This window comes from Legionella lytica (assembly GCF_023921225.1).
GTDB classification, from domain to species: Bacteria; Pseudomonadota; Gammaproteobacteria; order Legionellales; family Legionellaceae; genus Legionella; species Legionella lytica.
Window position 1 is genome coordinate 2,041,700 of the sequence record NZ_CP071527.1, and the last position, 18,080, is coordinate 2,059,779.

The following is an 18,080-nucleotide window of genomic DNA, read 5'->3' on the forward strand; positions in this document are numbered from 1 at the left end:
ATCTACCTATTGAGTCAGCATAATGCCACCAACAAGTACAGCAGCACTAGCAGTCGCAGCAAGTACGGCTGCTTTGTTATTCCATAAAGTATTGAAAAATGAATACCCTGTGCTTTAAGATGTCACCGTATGTTCCACGTTTACTTCGCTCACTACTTCTTTGGATGAATAGGATCATGATTACCCTAGCAACTCAAATGTATTTGCTCATGTATGCGCTCATGTTTATTGGGGCAATTCGATTATCATGGAATCAAGGAGCTCAGCACCGATGGGGTATTTTACTCACATCGCTAATGGGTTTAATCGGTATTGGAATCGTATTCACCGTAAGCTTCACCCAGCCTCCTTCATTCAAACAGGATTCTCAGCTACTTTATAGTCTATTGCTTAGCCTAAGCTTGCTTTTAATGGCTAGCACTTCTCTTTTTGGAAAAAAACTACTTTATTATGCTCAGCTTCCTCGCACATATTTAAAAAACTGGCGTTTGAAAAAAGCACCAGAAAACTCATTGTTCTAATTACCATTAAAGTGAGACACGATGTATATTCCACTATCAGAACCTGTATCGCCAAGATACATCTACATTAATCCCGATACTAATCAGGTACACCTGCTGGTCCCAATTGTCGGAGGGGAGGAAATCTCTACTGATAATACCTGCAAAGCCACCACCGCCTTACGCGAATTTTTTGACGGAGGAGCACTGCATGAATTAACTACTTATAAAAATGCCCTACTCTTCGATCTAACGTTACTGGGTGAAGGCAATCCAGCTTCAATCCTCAAAAAAGCTCGCTTAGAACAACTAGAGGTCTATATAAATGCCATTTCCGCCATGCAAACTCATTATGGTCAAACAATTAATGCCTTACTGAGAAAAACATCTAATTTATACGCTATCCAATTACGGCCTCGTGAACCCGATCCAAATTCTTCAGTTATTAATCCATTATTTACTATTGAACGAAGAAACGATTCTACAGGAATCCCTCTTTCACCCTTGTATAATGCAATGCATGCAGCTTACCCTCATGTTGAAATAGCACAACCTTCCCTGTACACAACCTTAACCGAAAGCGTATTAAAGGCCCTATCCACTACTCCAAGCTTTTCAAAGATCCAAGAAACCTTAAAAGCACAATGCTTAGCCTTATTTGGTTTGCTTATTGATTTTACGCAACACACTAATAGCGAACCGGTTACCCAGGCCACTATTGATACCCTTATGGGTTTTAACAACAATGCGACACCCAAAGAATACATTGATGCACTTGTGGGCGTATGCGCCCCCCATTTATGGAACGATATACCACTTCCTCCTTTCTATAGTGTTCTAACCTTAAAACAGGAAGAGCAAACAGAGCGCTTATCCATACTCACCCAGTTCTTTTTAGCCATCCTTAATATTTATTGTAAGTCTAAGGGAATTAGTAACAAAAACTTTGGTGCCATTCTTGATACAAATCCAGAATTAAGCAATGACCTAGTTGGGATAATTTGCAATGCATTAATTCGAAGAGAAGATATTGAGCAACAAATTTGTACTTTTTTTAATGTGTATATAAATAAATTTAATTTATCAACATACTTAGATAGCAATGATTTAACTGCAATTAAGCAAAAATTTGCCCGGACCTATCACACCGTGACAGCCACTAAAGAAAATCCTCACATGGATGACTTTATGATTTTAGATACCGAATCCCAAGGAGAAACAGCCAAATTTGTAGCTCATCAAGGAGCTATTTGTGTGAATTTTGCAGAAATTATTCATTCCGCCATTCCTAATCAAAACTATTTTTCAGCTATTCGTGTTGACTTTTCAAAACACTCGCCAAAAATTCCTCATAAAAATGAATGGGTTGCAAGTGGCGCAGATATAGAGCTTATGACTCTGGTTACAAAAAGCTCCGATGAGTTCTTTGAAAAACTACCCGAAGTAGTCAAAGAGGCTTGCCGTGCCCATCCTAACTTTCAAATGCGTCAATTTTTACATGACATTGCCCAAGGAAAACAACTTGAGGCAGAGGTATTTCTAAACCAAAATACTGCCAATGCGCAAACCATGCTGCAAACCCCAGGTATTTTTACCGATTATTCTGGTCGTACGTTCAATTGCACCGCCTATGAATACGCCTATTGGGCTAAAGACACCCATATGCGCCACATGCTAGAACAGCATATGGATGAGGAAACGAAAGCACATTTGTCTGCCCGTATTGAAGAAATGGAGCGCATCGATCCAGAGACTGGAAATGCGGTAGGATTAGCATATCAACAACATGGAACAATTCATCGCTCTGCTCATTTCGACTTTACTCCCTTAAAGCACGCACTACAGCATTTTAACACCGGCAATACTGGATGGTTCTTCTCTGCTAATGGTTTGAATAAATTACGTAAGGCGTGGATGGATATTGGCAAGGCCCAGCGCGATGTTCCGGCTCATGTAGCCCAAGAGTACTGTCGCCCCGATAGATCGTTTGCTCCAATACCGCAATTTAAGGAAGCTGACTTACCGCGAAATATAACCTTTTACAATGAGAAAACAGGACAGGTTGATTCCTGGTTTCCTTTAGCCTCATCCCCCAATGGGCTTGGCTACAATTTCTCAGTAACACGTGGCCAATATAATTGTAAAGGTTGTGGATTCGAAAGTGGAAAGGGATACGATCACGATTTAACAGCACTAATTCATCTTGATGAAGTAAGAACAGAAGAACTGATGCAATCACGTATCTATTTAAGCACACTAGCTAATTCGTCAGGGATGATGTTGTAAGCAGAGAGCTATGGCACACTACGGTTGTAACTCCCTTACTAGGGAGTTACATAGCTGGCAACCACGAACCATGCAGACCATGTGGAATTCTACGAGGTATTTTTATACGAGCCAAAGGTTCTTGCGTTATATGCCGCGCATCCAAAATGACAAACTCACTTTGTCTAGTGAAGCTATCGTAAATAAAAAGCAGCAAATATCCATCATCCTCTGCCCCTTGGGTTGCTGCCGGGGCAAAAACAGCCTCGCCTATTTCTACAGTGCATCCAAACTCATGAACCTCTGAGCGCTGCAACAACACATCATATTTAATCAATGCATTAAAAGTACGGGGATTTTTATTGTTAGCAGTTTTGGTCGGTGTATACACATACCGATGTGTTGAACTGTTGCGATCTTCTCTAATGCGGGGAAACTCCGCCATTCGATCATCCAACTGGCTATGGCGGACCGTATTTTTATCCAATTGTATTTGAGTTCGATAAAGCATGGGGGGTGATCTTCGAGCACTATCCCCCGTTAAAAGAACAATTTTCTCATGACGAATATACTTAATTATCAATTCCGAACCTTGCTCATAAGCATTGGCAAAATGAAAAACAAAAAAAGGATCCGTTGTAAACCAGCGTATATGACCATCAGCCCGAGATATCACTCCGATACGACTTCCCAAGTCAGGACGCCAGCCTAACACCTCACCGCCAGTCATCATTTTCTGGATATCAAAAATGACCGGGCAATCAAAGATAATGACGTAATGTTGCGTTAAACAAAAATCATGAATCATCGATGAAGCTCATCTAAAACCGGAGCAAAATTTTCAGCAAGAAACGGGTTAGAGAATTCCTTATTCATGTATGCACTTATCCAGATAGTATTATGATTTTTAATATAGCATGGGGCCACATTTATAGTGCAAATTTAAAGAACATTTGACATTTCATCCGAATAAAGGGTAGTATCGCCTAATATCAAATTAATTCTACACACTGAAAAATAAATGACCAATCTTCAACAACAACAAGTTCTTGTAAACAGCCCAGCTGCGTTGTTGTCTATTGCTATTTCTTCTGTTGTGATTTCTGTGGTCGTCGTCATTCTCTACCTCTCCCTTCCCTAGAGTTATGTCCTTGATTATTCGACCTCTCTAGGGAGGATGCAGAATAATCAACCAATTAGAGATTAACTATTTAGAGGAGGCGCCATGGAATCCACATGTGATGCACAAACACTGAACACAAAAAAAACAAAAACAAATACAACTCGTGCAGTTCTCGTTATTCTTTTATGCTCTGCCTTTTTATTTTATAAATACGTATTGCAAAACTTCCCCAGTGTTATGGCTCCCCAGTTAATGGATGCATTTAACTTACACGGCTTAGGACTTGGCGTACTTTCAGGCGTTTATTTCTGGACTTATCTCATTGTTCCTTTATTTGTTGGTATTATCCTGGATCACTACGGAACCCGCTGGATAACCTCTGCAGCCATTCTATGCTGTGCTCTTGGTACCTTTGTTTTTGCTCAAGCAGAGCATTTAAATAGTGCAATTTGGGGGCGTTCACTTATTGGTGTAGGCGTATCCTTTGCCAGTATTGCTTATTTTAAACTCGCAGCAGTATGGTTTGCGAAAAAATATTATGCTCTTCTTACCTCATTACTCGTTGCTTCGGGAATGATCGGTGCTGTATTTGGTCAAATGCCTCTTGCTTGGCTTGTTAACCAAATTGGCTGGCGTGGAAGTTTATCGAGTCTGGCATGGACAGGAGTTGCATTAGCCGCCCTATTCCTGCTTATTGTTAAAGATAAGCCTAATGCTGAAACTGTTACCGTGCAAAGCACTGAAAGCCAACATTTATGGAGTGATATTCTTGCCATTGTAAAAAATAAACAGAACTGGCTATTAACCGCATACAGCGGCTTGGCATTCTCTCCTATTGTTATTTTCTGCGGTTTATGGGGTAATCCATTTCTGCAAAAAGCATATAATCTGGATGCGCTTGTTGCCCCCAGCCTTATTTCAATGGTATTTATTGGCTTAGCAATTTCATGTCCTTTATTCGCCTTATTTGCCAATCGTGTACGTAATCGTTGTGCCTTTATGATGTACAGCACCCTGGTTTCTGCATTGTGCATCACTTTGGTAATCTACGCACATCCTATGCCAATTTGGTTACTCAGCTTTTTATTGTTTATGTTTGGCTTTAGTTTGGGTGCTTTTCCAATTGTGTTTGTAATTGGTAAAGAGTTAAATCCACTGCACTTAGCAGGAACCGCCACGTCATTAATCAATGCCAGTGACGCGTTCTTAGACGCAATTGCTGAGCCCGCTATCGGCAGCTTGTTGGATGCATTCAGCACCACAGGGGCCCCTCATGATTTCTCTTTGTTCAGCTACCATATTGCCTTAGCCGTTTTACCTTTATTCCAAATCATCGGTGCACTCATGTTGAAATGGGTAAAAGATGAGAATAGAGCGGCACACTAAAAAGGAAATGTCGGGCCATGGGCCCGACCTACATTTAATAGATAAACGACGTGGGCCCAAGCACCGTTAAAGTAGCCTGGATGCAGCAGCGAAATCCGGGAAGCCATGAGCGAAGCAAATTCCTTTACGCCCCAGCATCTGCCCCAACATACACCCAAGCAAACGTTCCCGAAACAAGCTGAACCTTAATTCGCTTATAATCAGCAACCTCATAAGTATCCGCTTGCTCTAACTCCTCAGGAGTCAGTTCAAAAACCATACCCGCGACTTTATCGCTAGTTCGTCCCGTATACCGAATCACCGGATGATCCGCTTCCCCACTAATTGCGACCACCTCAGGGTTACTAATTGTTAACAAAAACAGCTCAAACTCAAGCAAGCTATCTGCCACCCCTTCCAATTTACGACCAAAACTAGCTAATTGCACCGCTTCATACTGCAATGTTCCGTAAGAGAATAATTTTTCCATTATTGTGTTACCTCTCTACTACTGTGCTCTAAATAATATTTATCCACAGTTAAAAGTATTTTCTCCTCTAACGCCTTAGCTTTTGCATTCGATTTTCCAACCCCATTGCTAATAATGGAAAATACAAAAGATTTAGCATTGGGATTAATAATAAAACCAGATAAGGATGATAGATCATGCATTGAGCCTGTTTTTGCAAACACTTTTTTATTAAGGATACTGTCTTTCATTCGCCCCTGAAGGGTTCCAGAAACTCCAGCTTGTGGCAACGCATTAAGTAAGGCAGATTGCAGACTCTTATCTTGATAAAGCTGCGTCAATAAATCAACAAATTGCTCTGCTGCAATTAAATTATAACGAGTTCCCTCACCATCAGCCAACTCCATCTGCTTCATATCCAAATGCGTATGTTCGGAAATAATTTTTTTCATGGCGAACATAGCCTCTTTATGCGTACCTTTACCAGTTACCAAATAACCCAACTTACGGCTAATGTTATTTGCATACAAATTATCTGATTTTTGCAGCATGTGCTTAAGGAGTTTAGCTAAATTACCAGACTGATAACTTTCAATTACCCGAGCATCTGTTGGGGTCGTACCGGTAATAATTTTACCCTTCAAAACTATCCCTTCTTTTTTTAAGGTTGTTTGTATGACCTGCTTCGCAAATAAGACGGGATCAGGTATAGCAAACTCAAGCAGTTTAGGATTTTTATCTTGAACCATACAACCATAGAGTCGCAAAGTATTATTATCTTTAATTTCAACATGCAAACTGCAATGATTTTTCTCCTCCTCTTTGCTCACCGTGACAACCTCATTAATCAAAGTTAAGGCTTTAATTGCAGGTTTCGCATTGGGTTTTGAACTGACTTTCGGTTTAATCCGGACAGCACCTCCCAACGTTGGAGCGCTGGTTAATTCATAACGTTCTGCATTTTCATTTAATACAACGGCAGTATCTGGTGCGGTATATCCCCAGCCTAAATCATCATAAGAATCACCACTCAGATAATAAGGTGCAGGATATTGGCTGTCATCAATAACAATATTACCTTGAATAACTTTGGTATTATTCTTTTTCAAATTTGCCACAAGCGCAGCAAGATTGTCTGCTGTGAGTGAAGGAGAACCAGTAAAGGTAAGGTAATAATTCTGTCCTTTCTGGGCTAAGGTGGTTGAAAAGCGAAAATCCGGCTTTAAATAATATAGAGCCGCGGCCGCAGTAAAAAGTTTAGTACTACTTGCTGGACTTAATAGTTTATTTGCATTGCGACTGTAAATGAGCTCTCCTGTTTGCGCATCTTTAATCAGTACGCCCACAGTTGCCCTTGGTAGTTGCTGGTCTATGATTTCATCAATTTTTGCTGTTAATGGTTGCGCAAATAGAGTCTGATTGAAAAGAGCTAAGGCACTGATCCACGTGTAGTTAAAATAGCGCACTGAAATTCCCCTTTAATGCATGACGATTTGGGCATATAGCTTCTCTGATTCTGCAAGGAAGTGCAAGTGATGATCGCTCAAATCATCACTTCATTCTTTTTTAGGTCCATTGCTCCATCCAGATCACTGACTACATGCTTATGGTTAACAGGCTTTAATAATGCCTGAGACAAACAAAGAATAAATATGCTTACGGGGAAAATACAGAGCAAGTCAAAAGGAAAACGAAGTACTCCTATTCCTCCAAAGGAACCTAGATAAGAGATCAAAAGCATGCTTCCCATATACAAAAAGAACCATCCCATGAGTACTCCATTATCAAAAGAAACTCGGCGATGCGCAATAAAATACAGAACCAAACCGAGCAATAAAGCCACATCAAGCTTCCATATAATTGCAAAACCACACCAGTACAACATTAAATTACAAAAATAAAAGGCAACATGAGAACAAAGCAATGCCCCATATAACTTGAATGGGCGTTGGGTTTCCGGTTGCAATTTGCGCATGGCTAATAAGCAAATCGGTCCAATGCTATAAGAAAGAATGCTCGCAGACGAAAGGAAAGCCACCAGTTTTTGCCAGCCCGGGAAAGGTAAAAAGGACAACATGCCAACAATTAAATTCGCATACAAGGTAATGTAGGGAATTTTATGGCGATTTACTTTTAAAAAAATCTTTGGCAAATGCCCATTTTGTGCCATTCCATAAAGAATACGCGAAGTTGCTGCAGCATAGACTAATGCTGTCCCAAAAGGAGAAAAGGAGGCATCAATCATAAGTAAAGTAGCAACCACCCCCAGCCCTAAAAGCAATGCTAACCCCACCAAAGGACCACTGTCCCCAGGATAAGATAATCCTGACCAGCCATGGCTTAAATATTGCTGGGGAATTGCGACAATAAAACTTAATTGCAGTAAAAAATATAAGATAAAACCAATTAAAACGGCGCCTAAAATCGCAATCGGAATGCTGCGTTGAGGGTTTTTAACCTCTCCTGCAAGCACAAGCCCATTTTGAAAACCGGTAAAGGCAAAAACAACCCCACCTTCTGAAAGTGCGGCAAAAATAGCAACCCAACTGGCTTTATCCGATATATCAACAGAGACATTACTCATTGACGGTGCGATATGAAAAAAGGAAACAATAGCGATAATGGGTAATATAAATTTGATAATACTGGCGTATTTATTACATTCAGCCAGTAATTTAATCCCATAGGAATTCAAAAACACGACGAAAAGCATAATCGCAACAGCCGCAACATAGCCATAGGCTGAAAGCTGTAAGGTAACCGAGTGCCCCGCAACCAATATGGGGAAGAAATGACTAGCGTATTGGAGAATAGCTTGAATTTCAATAGGGGTCATAACTACATAAGAAAGCCATGAAGTCCATGCAAATAAAAAACCAACCTCATTCCCATGGGTAAAAGTGGGGTAATTAGACATTCCGCCAGAAATGGGGAACATAGTGCCTAACTCACAAAGAGGTAGCGCAATAAACAACATAAAAAAGGTAGCAATAACCCAAGAAATTAATGAATTACTACCGGCTATTTGAGCGCTAATATAGGGACTAAATAGCCATCCGGAACCTACCATTCCACCAGCCGCAGCAATTAATACATTCGTTGTTGAGATGTCGCGTCTTAACATGAAAATTTCCTTATTATTCAGGTAGCTTCCAGTTGCTTATTCTTTTCATGATAGCACTTTATTATAGAAAGCCAAGCTACACACGCTTTGCTGTTCAGAAACTTAGCTGATTGATTTATTGATGTTTATTAGCAACATCTTTTCTGAAGTGTTCATAGAAGTAATTAGGATTAACCCTGCTAGTAGTCCAAAAAAACATAAAATCAAGCTGTTCTTTCATTTTATTTTTTGTTATCATACCAAAAATTTTTATCAACTATGAATTATCCTTGTGGATAATTTTTCGAACCCGGCTCATATAAACTCCCTAATAAAAAAATAAAACAAACGTAAATCCTGTTTCTATGGGTATTAGCTCATAATTTTTTTATTTATCTTCATAAAAAGATAGTCGCTGTCGCGAAATGATTTGGGCAAGTTTGAGGAATAAGAAACTGAAGGAATTTTTTTGATTTTAAATCATTAACAAAGTATCATAATTTGGAATAGTTTTTCAATATTAAATAAACATATAGGATGCTGGCGCAGGGAATGAACTATTTATTAGATATCAAACAAGACTTGCTCTTAACGCCCAATGATGGGACCATTGCCAGCAATCAGCATCAGCAATCAGCACTAGATTTCCCCTTATTTTTATCTTTTCCCCATACATTTTTTTGTGTTTCTTTCCTTTACTCAGGGGCTTGTTTCATCTCTTTGCTCTACTTAAATCGTATGGGGCTCGTTTGTGCCTTCACTCTCTTGTTATTCCAATCAATTGCCGCTGACTGCTTACTATTTTCACATGATAAATCGTTTTTACTTTGCAAGGAGTGCTTGTGAAGTATCGTTTATTTCTTTTTATAGCAACAGCCAGTGTGTTGGGAAGTACAGTATTTGCGGGCACCATGGGGCCTGTTGCTCCCTCCAAAGATTGGACCTGGGTTGCTTCAATAGCCGCGGGACCCATTTGGGCCAGGGGTGGTGAGACACAGACTTTTTATTTGGCGCCAGAGATTGAAAAGACCTATGCCGCCAGAAAATCGACTAATGCCATTGCCTCGGGTGAACTGTTTGTTGGTATACAAAAATCATTGACTTCTCAATGGTTGGGGCAATTGGGATTGGCGGCCGCCACTACTGGCAATGCCAAACTGCAGGGTGTGATATGGGATGATGCCGACCCTCAATTTGCTAATTACAGTTACCTTTACAAAGTACGCAACAGTCACGTAGCGGTAAAAGGCAAGCTGTTGCTTGATAAAGGATATTGGGTCATGCCTTGGGTGAGTGCCAGTCTTGGGGTGGGGTTTAATCGCGCCCATGATTTCACTAATACGCCCTTGATTTTTGAAGCATTACCTAATCCTAATTTTGCAGACCACACGAAAACCGCTTTTACCTACACTTTGGGCGTCGGCATGCAAAAGCCCTTAAACACCCACTGGCAGATAGGGGTTGGTTATGAATTCGCCGATTGGGGCAAAAGTGAGCTGGGTCGTGCTGCGGGGCAGAGCCTAAATTCAGGATTAGCCCTCAATCACCTCTACACTAATGGGGTGTTGTTCAATCTGACTTACATCGCATAAGGACAAGGACCATGCATCGATACAACAACAAAATTTTTTTGAAGAGAATACTGGCATTCTGGTGCTCAGTGTTCCTGATGACAACCGTTTTTGCAGGGACTCCATTGTGGACGTTTGAGCCGCTCACGGCCACGACTGTTTCGGTTCCCTCCAATGGGACAGCTCTGGTGCAATACCGAGTCACCAACCAGTCCAGCAAGCCACACACCTTAATCATGCAGCCCATTCGGGGCATTACACAAATCACCACTGGTTTAGGCATTTGCGGCAACCCTTTTGTACTGTCAGGCAAGGGCTCCTGCATCCTGTCTTTACAGATAAGCGGTAGCCAGCTAAGCAGTCCGGTTATAGATGGTCCTGTGGTTTGCCAGCAAGGAAACCACAACCAGTGTTATCGGCCAAGCGCTGCCAATATTTTGCGCATTGCCCGTGGTCCTGCAGCAGGAGCTACGATTACGGTGAGCCCGTCTTCTTTAAATTTTGTTGCGGGCAATAATGGAGTGGTCACTGTGGCCAACAGTATAGGCTCGACAGAACCAGCAAACAATGTGGCTGCAACCATTCCAGGAGGCAGCGGCATCAGCGTACAAAGCACGACGTGTGGTGCGGTTCTGGCGATTGGAGCAAGCTGTACGATTACCTTTACTGCCCCTGCGGTGGAAGGCCCAACTAACATTGGCATAAGCGGCAACAACACCAATACCGCAACTGTTGCAGTGACCGTCACGCCCATACCAATGGCCACCATTAGTGTTAATCCGACCACATTACTGTTTGCTGAAAATTCAACGGGCGATGTCACCGTGACTAATGATGCAGGCTCTCCAGTTGCGGGAGAGAATGTGGCTGCAACCATCCCAGGAGGCAGCGGCATCAGCGTACAAAGTACGACGTGTGGTGCGGTTCTGGCGATTGGAGCAAGCTGTACGATTACTTTTGCTTCAAGTACACAAGAGGGACCAACGACTATTCCCATCGTCGGAGACAATACCAACACTGCGAATGTCGATGTGACGGTGACCAGTCAGCCACAGATAAGCATCACAAGCCCTGTACAGCAAGACCGGGTCGTTACGGTATCTTCAATAACACCGTTGTCATTAGAAATCACTAACGATGCGGTCAGTGTCGTGAATGCGAATGCAATTACAGTCAGCAATAAGGCAGCCTGCCCTAATCTGTCCGTTGACGACAGCAATTGCGCCAGTGTGACACCTGGAGCCAGTTGCACGCTGAAACTGACTTCCAACTCCCCTTACGCACCGTGCATGATTACCGTCAGCGGCAGCAACACTGCCAACAGCCCCGCGACCTTAATTGCCTTCTCTCATATGGGAGGATTGGTGTTTCAAGAAAGCGGGGGCAGTGGCAAGGTCGTCATTGATGTGGCGCAAGGTTTTAACAGCCAATGGACAAGTACTTTTTCAAATATAGCTGGCGCAACAAGCCTGGATGATGGGGTTAGCAATACCAATGCGATTGTTCTTGATGGAGCTTGTACAGGCAGTCCTACTAACTGCGCGGCCCAACGTTGCCGAGGCATCAGTACAGACTGGTATCTTCCCGCAAGAAATGAGCTAGCTACAGTCCATAGCGCATTGTGTTCCAACTCTACAATTCCCTGTAACTTTGGCGGGTTTTCGTCCGCGTTCTACTGGAGTTCGTCGCAGGATGGCTTCGGCGTCGCGAGGGGCGTGCTCTTCCCGTCGGGTTTCGACCTCGTCGACAGTAAGGATATCGTACAGCCTGTCCGTTGTGTCCGGGCTTTTCCCCCTTAGCCCCTTTATCCCTTTTCTTTTGAGGCAGCGCAGCTGCCTCATGATTTCTTTAAAGACGAATGATTTGGATTTTGGCTAATGGCTTTCTATACAGAGTTACCCGTTTATAAGGACAGTTATCAGTTGGTTCTGAGGGTGTTTGAGGTAACCCGCGATTTTCCAAGAGAATATCGATACACACTTGGCCAAGACATGAAGCGCGATGCCCTTCATTTGCTTCGTTGCATTTACCGGGCTAACAAGCATCAAAACAGGGTTGAGCATTTAGAGGACTTTTTAGATGAGATGGAGTTGCTGAAATTAGAAATTCGCCTGTGTGTTGAGATGAAACTGATATCACTTAAAAGGCAAGCCCTGTTAAGTGAACTCTTGACACGCATAGGCAAGCAGGTGACTGGCTGGCGTAATGCCAGCCGAAAGCCAGAATCATGAAGGCTACGGTGTTCATGAGTGAGCATGCTTTTGTTTAAAAGCGACAAAGGGACTGCTGTGTAGCAGTTGATTCGTGTCTGCATAAGACGCCTTGTGCAGACCAAAACACCTTTGTATTGCGTTTGGCGGGTTTTCGTCCGCGTTCTACTGGAGTTCGTCGCAGAATGACAACAACAACGCGTGGAACGTGAACTTCCCGTCGGGTAACGACAACAACGACAATAAGAACAACGAGCAGCCTGTCCGTTGTGTCCGGGGTTTTAAACAAAGCAATGTCACAATTGGCGTGGGCATTTAACAAGTCCACGCCACCTATTAGAATGAGATGATTGATAGAAAAGGAACAGAGCTGTATGAAATATGGTGCGTCATTGGAATCATTATTCCAAGCCTATTTTGACTGTCGCAAGAACAAGCGCAACACCATGAATGCGCTCCGCTTTGAAACGGACTATGAAAGCAATCTCATCGCTTTGTATGATGAGCTCAATTCCAACACTTGGCATCCTGGGCGCTCCATTGCTTTTGTCATTGACAAACCGGTGAAACGCGAAATCTTTGCCGCTGATTTTCGTGACCGAGTGGTGCATCACTGGTTAATTAATCAACTGAATCCCTTGTTTGAGAAGGCCTTTATTTATGACAGCTATGCGAGTCGAAAAGGGCGAGGCGCACATATGGGCATTGCGCGTGCGGCGCAATTTATACGCAAATGCTCCTTAAATTACCAAAGAGACTGCTACGTACTAAAACTCGATATCATGAGTTTTTTCATCCGCATTAATCGGCGTATTCTCTGGGAAAAACTTCGCTTACTTCTCGAGAAGCATTATAACCAATCCGATGAAAAATTAATTCTGGAGGTGGCTAGAAAAATCGTTGAAAATGAGCCGACGAGCAACTGTTTTATCAAGGGAAAACGGCGTGACTGGCAAGATTTCCCCAAAGACAAGAGCCTTTTTTATGCCAGACCCCATTGTGGACTGCCAATTGGCAATCTGACAAGCCAGGTGTTTGCCAATTTTTATTTAAATCCCTTTGACCATTATATCAAACACGATTTAGGTGTGCGTTTCTATGGTCGTTACGTCGATGATTTTATTCTGGTACACGAAGACAAAGCGTTTTTAAAATCACTCATACCCCAAATGGAGCAGTTTTTGCAAGAAGAGCTCCAACTCGAGCTTCACCCGCGCAAGCAATACCTGCAGCATTATCGCAAAGGCATTCCTTTTCTTGGGGTGATGCTCAAACCACACTGTATTTATGCCGGTCGTCGCATCAAAGGGACTTTTTATGAGGCCATTACAAAGCATAATGCAGTAGCCAAAGACCATAAACCCACGAAAGAAGAGCAAATGGCCTTTTTATGTTCTATCAACTCTTATCTTGGGATTTTAAGTCATTACCAGACGTATCGCCTAAGAAAAGGTATGCTCAAAAAGCACTTATCCATTTGGTGGTGGAATCTGATGTTTTTCAGTGGCGGATGCGCCAAATTGGTAGCAAAACAAAGAGCGGTACGATAAAAAAAGAAAGAAGGATGTAAGGTAACAATGAGTTTGGATGTGGATGGATTTGATGAGCTGGTCACCGGTGGCAGTGTCACCACTGCAATCAGGAGTGACCATCGCCTGATGAAGCTGGCGCAAAAACTTCCCTGGGAAGAGATGCTGCAACTAGTATTACCTGATTTACAGCGTACGGAAAAGAAACATTGGTGGATGGGCAGGCCCTTACGCGTACGCATTCATCTTGGTGTTTATATATTACAACAGATGTTTAACCTCACTGATCGCGTAATAGAACAACAAGTACGCGATAATGCTGCCTTTCAATTGTTTTGCGGTTATGGTTTCATCAAGAAATGGCATGCGCCAGACCATACCAAAATCGAGACGTTTCGTTCTCGATTAAGCCCTGAAACACAACGCCGACTTGCCAATTTGATAACGCAACACGCCGTTACACTGAATTACGCCAATCCTACGGAGCTTGATATTGACTCTACCGTGCAAGAAGCTAATATAGCTTATCCCGCAATCGCCAATTTATTGGTTAAGGTTGCTGTTCTTGCGTCAGAAGTTGGAAAAGGACTGAATCAATTGTGCTGTGGTGGCATGAAGCGTTACCGTGTTGGGCTAAGCAATTTAAAACAAATCGCGCTGTATTATTTTAATTTGAAACGCAAGGATGTTGGCGAGGATATATTATCCGTGGTGCTTCAGCGGCTATGGCGTGAAACGTATGCCGATGTATTGCCTATCTTAAATGATATCTATTTGTTTGGTAATCAGTTGGCATCGGGTAAATATTGGGCGCTTCGCCGTGCTGTTGAGAAGCTGAGCTGGCGCGGGACTATGTTATTACAGAATGTACATGGTTATCTTTTTGAGGGCATTGCCAATACATCGATTTCTTCATTGCATGCTTATGAAGTCGGTTGTTTTAATAAAGGTAAATTAAATAAAAGACTGCAGTTTGGTCGCGCCTATCAATTAGGACGTATTGGAGGTAACTTTCTTTTTGTTGGCGAATGTGCCTCTACTTATATGCCAGATGCTCAGTCTTTACCGTTGATGCTCAATACTCATGAGCATCTTTTTGGAAAGGGGTTGCTGGCATCGGTTGCGACAGATAAAGGATATTATTCATTGAACAACGAACAACTATTGATTGAAAAAGGCGTTCTTGAAATTCAATTACCCCGTCCTGACAGGGCGCTCAATGCGGCTCGCGAAACAACACCATGGCCAATTCGGCAATTATTACATCATCGGCGCGCTGGTATTGAGCCTTTGATTGGCCACACGAAGCAAGGTGGCCAATTGGGCAGAAGTCGTATGAAATCTGATGAAACCACCAAAAGCGCCGGTTACGCTGCTGTATTTGGATTCAACTTAAGGCAGCTTACTCGCTATCTTACAGGAGAGGTGCGTCCAAAAATTGATAAAATGGCTAATATTACAACAAACGATGCAAATAGCACCTATAAAATAGCCATGCAAGGAACGTGATTGAGCTGATTGGGTTCGATCTAATTTTAGTCGCACGTTAATGCGTCAAATCAGAGCTTTCCGATTATCTTACGGTCAAATCATTTCGCGACAGCGACAAGATATCCACAAAATCTGTGGATAATTCTGTTAACAGATCCTGTAAAAGCTCTTAATTTCTGCTTTTCTATTCATGTCTGCAAATCAAACAAGCTGCTATTGAATACCAAACCACCCCCCTGTATCACCACCAGCCCAGCATAAATTATTGCTACACCCTTTAATTTTTTCAGAACACAACTCTTTTAACTGATCTGATTTGCTAATATCCATATTTTGATAGCCTTCTGGTTTACAAATACGAATCATATACTTACCACGCACCCGAATTTGTCCCATTACCGAGATTGTTGGAGAAACCATATAGAGTCCAGGGGAATGTGAGTAACAAGCAATATAACATCCAGGTTCACCTGTATAAGTATTATCTGTAGGCAGAAGAACTTGAGTTGCTCCAGGATAAGAATGATTGACAACACCTGCGTCTTTAATCACATATACAGGATAAGGAGATGGTAATAATGTTTTGTTTGGGCCTGAGGGTTCAACTGCAAAAGCCTGGGTTATCATACAAAGACCTATACTACCTAGCCACATTCGTTTCATCATGAGCTCCTCATATTACTCGTGTTTTAGTGTTAGTAGCTTTTATAAAGTATAGGTTAAATTGGTTGGCCATTTATCACCATAGTCTTGACTACTTGCAAAAATGGCATGCATTCGATTAAAAAGAAGATGATTCGTTTGTGAAAATAGGGATGCTATATTATTTCAGTGCGAAAATACAAATTCCGACCCTGAGTTCGCGTTTTCAATAGATAGTTCCAAATTGGTGCTCCGAGACAAAAAAGCTATTGGATCATTTTTTTATCTCGAAACAAGATGTGTAGAAGAGTCAGTTGCATGCAACCAGGACCTCCTTAAAAAGCAATTAAATCAGAACCCTAAACAGCATAACATCAATGCGGTGCTGACATCGGTGGCTCATAGCGTTGCTCATTTTGTGCTCTTGAATCAGCAGAGCGAGCTAACGCACCTTCCAGTTTATCTTTAATTTCCTTAGCTGAATCACTAGTCTTATGTGCTTGTTGCTTCAAATATTCTTTCGCCATATTAGACAAATCTTCATCTTTAGGATTTTTCGCCATGGCAGAAACAAGCTCATCAACCTTATCCGATCTCATTCCATTACTAAATTTCTTATAATCCGTTTTGACATTCTGATGATCTTGCTCATTTAATTTATCAAAACCGCCCTTTTCGACTGCCTTTTGACATAAAAGAATTCCATGGACATTCGAGCGTGGATTAGCAACTGTACAGTTATCGCATTTTTGACCTTTTTGATCGATCTCATGTATTGGTGCTTTATTACCCGCAACATTGTGAATCTGCATCATGATGGCATCATGAGATTGCCCCTTAGAATGCCCATTCATCATCGAATTAATAAACTTACTATCTACCTTACTCAAATCATCAATGCGATAAATTTGCGTTCCCGGATTATCTGCTCCAACACCACGGTTTGTAAACACCATATACCCTGATTTAGAACCCGGGCCATCAGGAACTACCGATAGACCCATCGCATGTCCTTCGCAAGAAACAGGAATAGTTGTAATCTTACCTTGACTAATACGATCTGCCATTTTCTCGCCAGCTTGAGGTGAGTTTCTAGCCGTACTTGAAGAAAAACCTGCCGTTTTATTAGAAAAATCGAATGCTTCGGAAATCTCTTTAAATTTAGGCTCTCGTTCCGCATATTTAGCAACAGATTGTGACACCATGTTGTATGAAGGGCCAATTTCAGCAAGCTGAGAAAAAGTACCATCCTTACTCATCATCTCAACCCCTAGAGTAAGTCCGAAGTTTTTTACCGGATGAAGTGGTTCTGGTCCTTTGGCAGAAGGGCGTTGCAAACCAGATGCTGTAGCCGCCTCACTATCTAAAGCCACATTAAATGCAGCTCGTTCAATAGGACCAACTTCGGCACCATAATCTATCAGTTGATTGGCTTTGCTAAAATCTTGTTGTTGAAATGCTTGTTGTAAAGGGCTTTGTCCAAATTTATTTTGCGCAAAATTTAATGCATGTTGAAGATTGTCAAATCCAGACTGTTGCGCCGCCTCTTCTAGCGATGCTTTTAAACGATCTGCGCTTAGGCTCTCTAAGAATAATCGATTCAATTGCGCAAAAAAATTATCGTTATCAATTTTCATGCGGGTCATGATTTCTTGCTGTTCAGCCATTTTCTGCTGCTTTTTAGTATCACTCTCTTGCTGAGGATACATTTTACTAAGCATGTCTATAACTTCTAGCGGATTTAAAGGCATATTAATCACCTAGGCTATTTTTATTTAAGTATATCACGGCTCAAAGCCAGATATGAGCAAT

15 protein-coding genes are annotated in these 18,080 nt (G+C 42.0%); 9 read left to right on the forward strand and 6 right to left on the reverse strand.

Features of this window, described 5'->3' with window-relative positions; translation table 11 throughout:
- Positions 1 to 98: 98 nt before the first annotated feature.
- Both J2N86_RS08985 and J2N86_RS08990 read left to right on the forward strand, forming a co-directional pair.
- Positions 99 to 521 carry an amino acid permease gene (locus tag J2N86_RS08985; protein WP_252579059.1) on the forward strand — a complete coding sequence of 141 codons (423 nt, stop codon included), beginning with the start codon at positions 99 to 101 and terminating at the stop codon, positions 519 to 521.
- Between the two features lie 21 nt (positions 522 to 542).
- Positions 543 to 2,786, forward strand: coding sequence for a hypothetical protein (locus J2N86_RS08990; protein ID WP_252579060.1), 2,244 nt, complete (start codon positions 543 to 545; stop codon positions 2,784 to 2,786).
- 46 nt (positions 2,787 to 2,832) lie between these two features.
- Here the strand turns inward: J2N86_RS08990 and J2N86_RS08995 are convergent, their stop codons facing one another.
- Entirely contained in the window at positions 2,833 to 3,573 is a 741-nt protein-coding gene (locus J2N86_RS08995) for a carotenoid oxygenase family protein (RefSeq protein ID WP_252579061.1), read from the reverse strand.
- A gap of 417 nt (positions 3,574 to 3,990) precedes the next feature.
- Here J2N86_RS08995 and J2N86_RS09000 point away from each other — a divergent pair, with 417 nt between their 5' ends.
- Positions 3,991 to 5,274, forward strand: a complete 1,284-nt coding sequence (locus tag J2N86_RS09000) for an MFS transporter (RefSeq protein ID WP_252579062.1) — start codon at positions 3,991 to 3,993, stop codon at positions 5,272 to 5,274.
- A gap of 124 nt (positions 5,275 to 5,398) precedes the next feature.
- Here J2N86_RS09000 and J2N86_RS09005 read toward each other — a convergent pair whose 3' ends face one another.
- The 3 genes from J2N86_RS09005 to J2N86_RS09015 form a co-directional block, all read right to left on the reverse strand.
- Positions 5,399 to 5,743, reverse strand: coding sequence for a gamma-glutamylcyclotransferase family protein (locus tag J2N86_RS09005; RefSeq protein ID WP_252579063.1), 345 nt, complete (start codon positions 5,741 to 5,743; stop codon positions 5,399 to 5,401).
- The gene (gene dacB / locus J2N86_RS09010; protein ID WP_252579064.1) at positions 5,743 to 7,188 is read right to left on the reverse strand and encodes a D-alanyl-D-alanine carboxypeptidase/D-alanyl-D-alanine endopeptidase; all 1,446 of its coding nucleotides are present in this window, start codon (positions 7,186 to 7,188) and stop codon (positions 5,743 to 5,745) included. The genes J2N86_RS09005 and dacB overlap by 1 nt, the downstream gene beginning before the upstream one ends.
- Before the next feature lie 77 nt (positions 7,189 to 7,265).
- Positions 7,266 to 8,846: an APC family permease gene (locus tag J2N86_RS09015; protein ID WP_252579065.1), complete on the reverse strand. Its 1,581-nt coding sequence runs from the start codon at positions 8,844 to 8,846 to the stop codon at positions 7,266 to 7,268.
- Between the two features lie 531 nt (positions 8,847 to 9,377).
- Here J2N86_RS09015 and J2N86_RS09020 point away from each other — a divergent pair.
- The 6 genes from J2N86_RS09020 to J2N86_RS09045 all read left to right on the forward strand — a co-directional run bounded on the left by J2N86_RS09020 (position 9,378) and on the right by J2N86_RS09045 (position 15,644).
- A complete protein-coding gene (locus J2N86_RS09020; protein WP_252579066.1) occupies positions 9,378 to 9,671 on the forward strand; it encodes a hypothetical protein in 294 nt (97 codons plus the stop codon).
- Positions 9,668 to 10,417, forward strand: a complete 750-nt coding sequence (locus J2N86_RS09025; protein WP_252579067.1) for an outer membrane protein — start codon at positions 9,668 to 9,670, stop codon at positions 10,415 to 10,417. The genes J2N86_RS09020 and J2N86_RS09025 overlap by 4 nt, the downstream gene beginning before the upstream one ends.
- 11 nt (positions 10,418 to 10,428) lie before the next feature.
- Positions 10,429 to 12,195, forward strand: coding sequence for a DUF1566 domain-containing protein (locus J2N86_RS09030; RefSeq protein WP_252579068.1), 1,767 nt, complete (start codon positions 10,429 to 10,431; stop codon positions 12,193 to 12,195).
- 78 nt (positions 12,196 to 12,273) lie between these two features.
- Positions 12,274 to 12,627 carry a four helix bundle protein gene (locus tag J2N86_RS09035; RefSeq protein WP_252579069.1) on the forward strand — a complete coding sequence of 118 codons (354 nt, stop codon included), beginning with the start codon at positions 12,274 to 12,276 and terminating at the stop codon, positions 12,625 to 12,627.
- A 353-nt stretch (positions 12,628 to 12,980) separates the two neighbouring features.
- Positions 12,981 to 14,156 carry a reverse transcriptase/maturase family protein gene (locus J2N86_RS09040; RefSeq protein WP_252579070.1) on the forward strand — a complete coding sequence of 392 codons (1,176 nt, stop codon included), beginning with the start codon at positions 12,981 to 12,983 and terminating at the stop codon, positions 14,154 to 14,156.
- A gap of 27 nt (positions 14,157 to 14,183) precedes the next feature.
- Positions 14,184 to 15,644: a transposase gene (locus J2N86_RS09045; protein WP_252579071.1), complete on the forward strand. Its 1,461-nt coding sequence runs from the start codon at positions 14,184 to 14,186 to the stop codon at positions 15,642 to 15,644.
- A gap of 195 nt (positions 15,645 to 15,839) precedes the next feature.
- Here the strand turns inward: J2N86_RS09045 and J2N86_RS09050 are convergent, their stop codons facing one another.
- Together J2N86_RS09050 and ankD are read right to left on the reverse strand one after the other, a co-directional pair.
- Positions 15,840 to 16,292 (reverse strand): hypothetical protein, encoded by a 453-nt coding sequence (locus J2N86_RS09050; protein ID WP_252579072.1) that lies wholly within the window; start codon positions 16,290 to 16,292, stop codon positions 15,840 to 15,842.
- 350 nt (positions 16,293 to 16,642) lie between these two features.
- Positions 16,643 to 18,019: a Dot/Icm T4SS effector AnkD/LegA15 gene (ankD, locus tag J2N86_RS09055; RefSeq protein WP_252579073.1), complete on the reverse strand. Its 1,377-nt coding sequence runs from the start codon at positions 18,017 to 18,019 to the stop codon at positions 16,643 to 16,645.
- Positions 18,020 to 18,080: the final 61 nt, after the last annotated feature.

Coding starts and splice junctions, on each gene's coding strand:
- J2N86_RS09030 (WP_252579068.1), top strand. CDS start 10,429: ATGCATCGATACAACAACAAAATTTTTTTGAAGAGAATACTGGCATTC.
- J2N86_RS09045 (WP_252579071.1), top strand. CDS start 14,184: ATGAGTTTGGATGTGGATGGATTTGATGAGCTGGTCACCGGTGGCAGT.
- J2N86_RS09035 (WP_252579069.1), top strand. CDS start 12,274: ATGGCTTTCTATACAGAGTTACCCGTTTATAAGGACAGTTATCAGTTG.
- J2N86_RS09015 (WP_252579065.1), bottom strand. CDS start 8,846: ATGTTAAGACGCGACATCTCAACAACGAATGTATTAATTGCTGCGGCT.
- J2N86_RS08990 (WP_252579060.1), top strand. CDS start 543: ATGTATATTCCACTATCAGAACCTGTATCGCCAAGATACATCTACATT.
- J2N86_RS08995 (WP_252579061.1), bottom strand. CDS start 3,573: ATGATTCATGATTTTTGTTTAACGCAACATTACGTCATTATCTTTGAT.
- J2N86_RS08985 (WP_252579059.1), top strand. CDS start 99: ATGAATACCCTGTGCTTTAAGATGTCACCGTATGTTCCACGTTTACTT.
- J2N86_RS09020 (WP_252579066.1), top strand. CDS start 9,378: ATGAACTATTTATTAGATATCAAACAAGACTTGCTCTTAACGCCCAAT.
- ankD (WP_252579073.1), bottom strand. CDS start 18,019: ATGCCTTTAAATCCGCTAGAAGTTATAGACATGCTTAGTAAAATGTAT.
- J2N86_RS09040 (WP_252579070.1), top strand. CDS start 12,981: ATGAAATATGGTGCGTCATTGGAATCATTATTCCAAGCCTATTTTGAC.
- J2N86_RS09050 (WP_252579072.1), bottom strand. CDS start 16,292: ATGATGAAACGAATGTGGCTAGGTAGTATAGGTCTTTGTATGATAACC.
- J2N86_RS09000 (WP_252579062.1), top strand. CDS start 3,991: ATGGAATCCACATGTGATGCACAAACACTGAACACAAAAAAAACAAAA.
- J2N86_RS09005 (WP_252579063.1), bottom strand. CDS start 5,743: ATGGAAAAATTATTCTCTTACGGAACATTGCAGTATGAAGCGGTGCAA.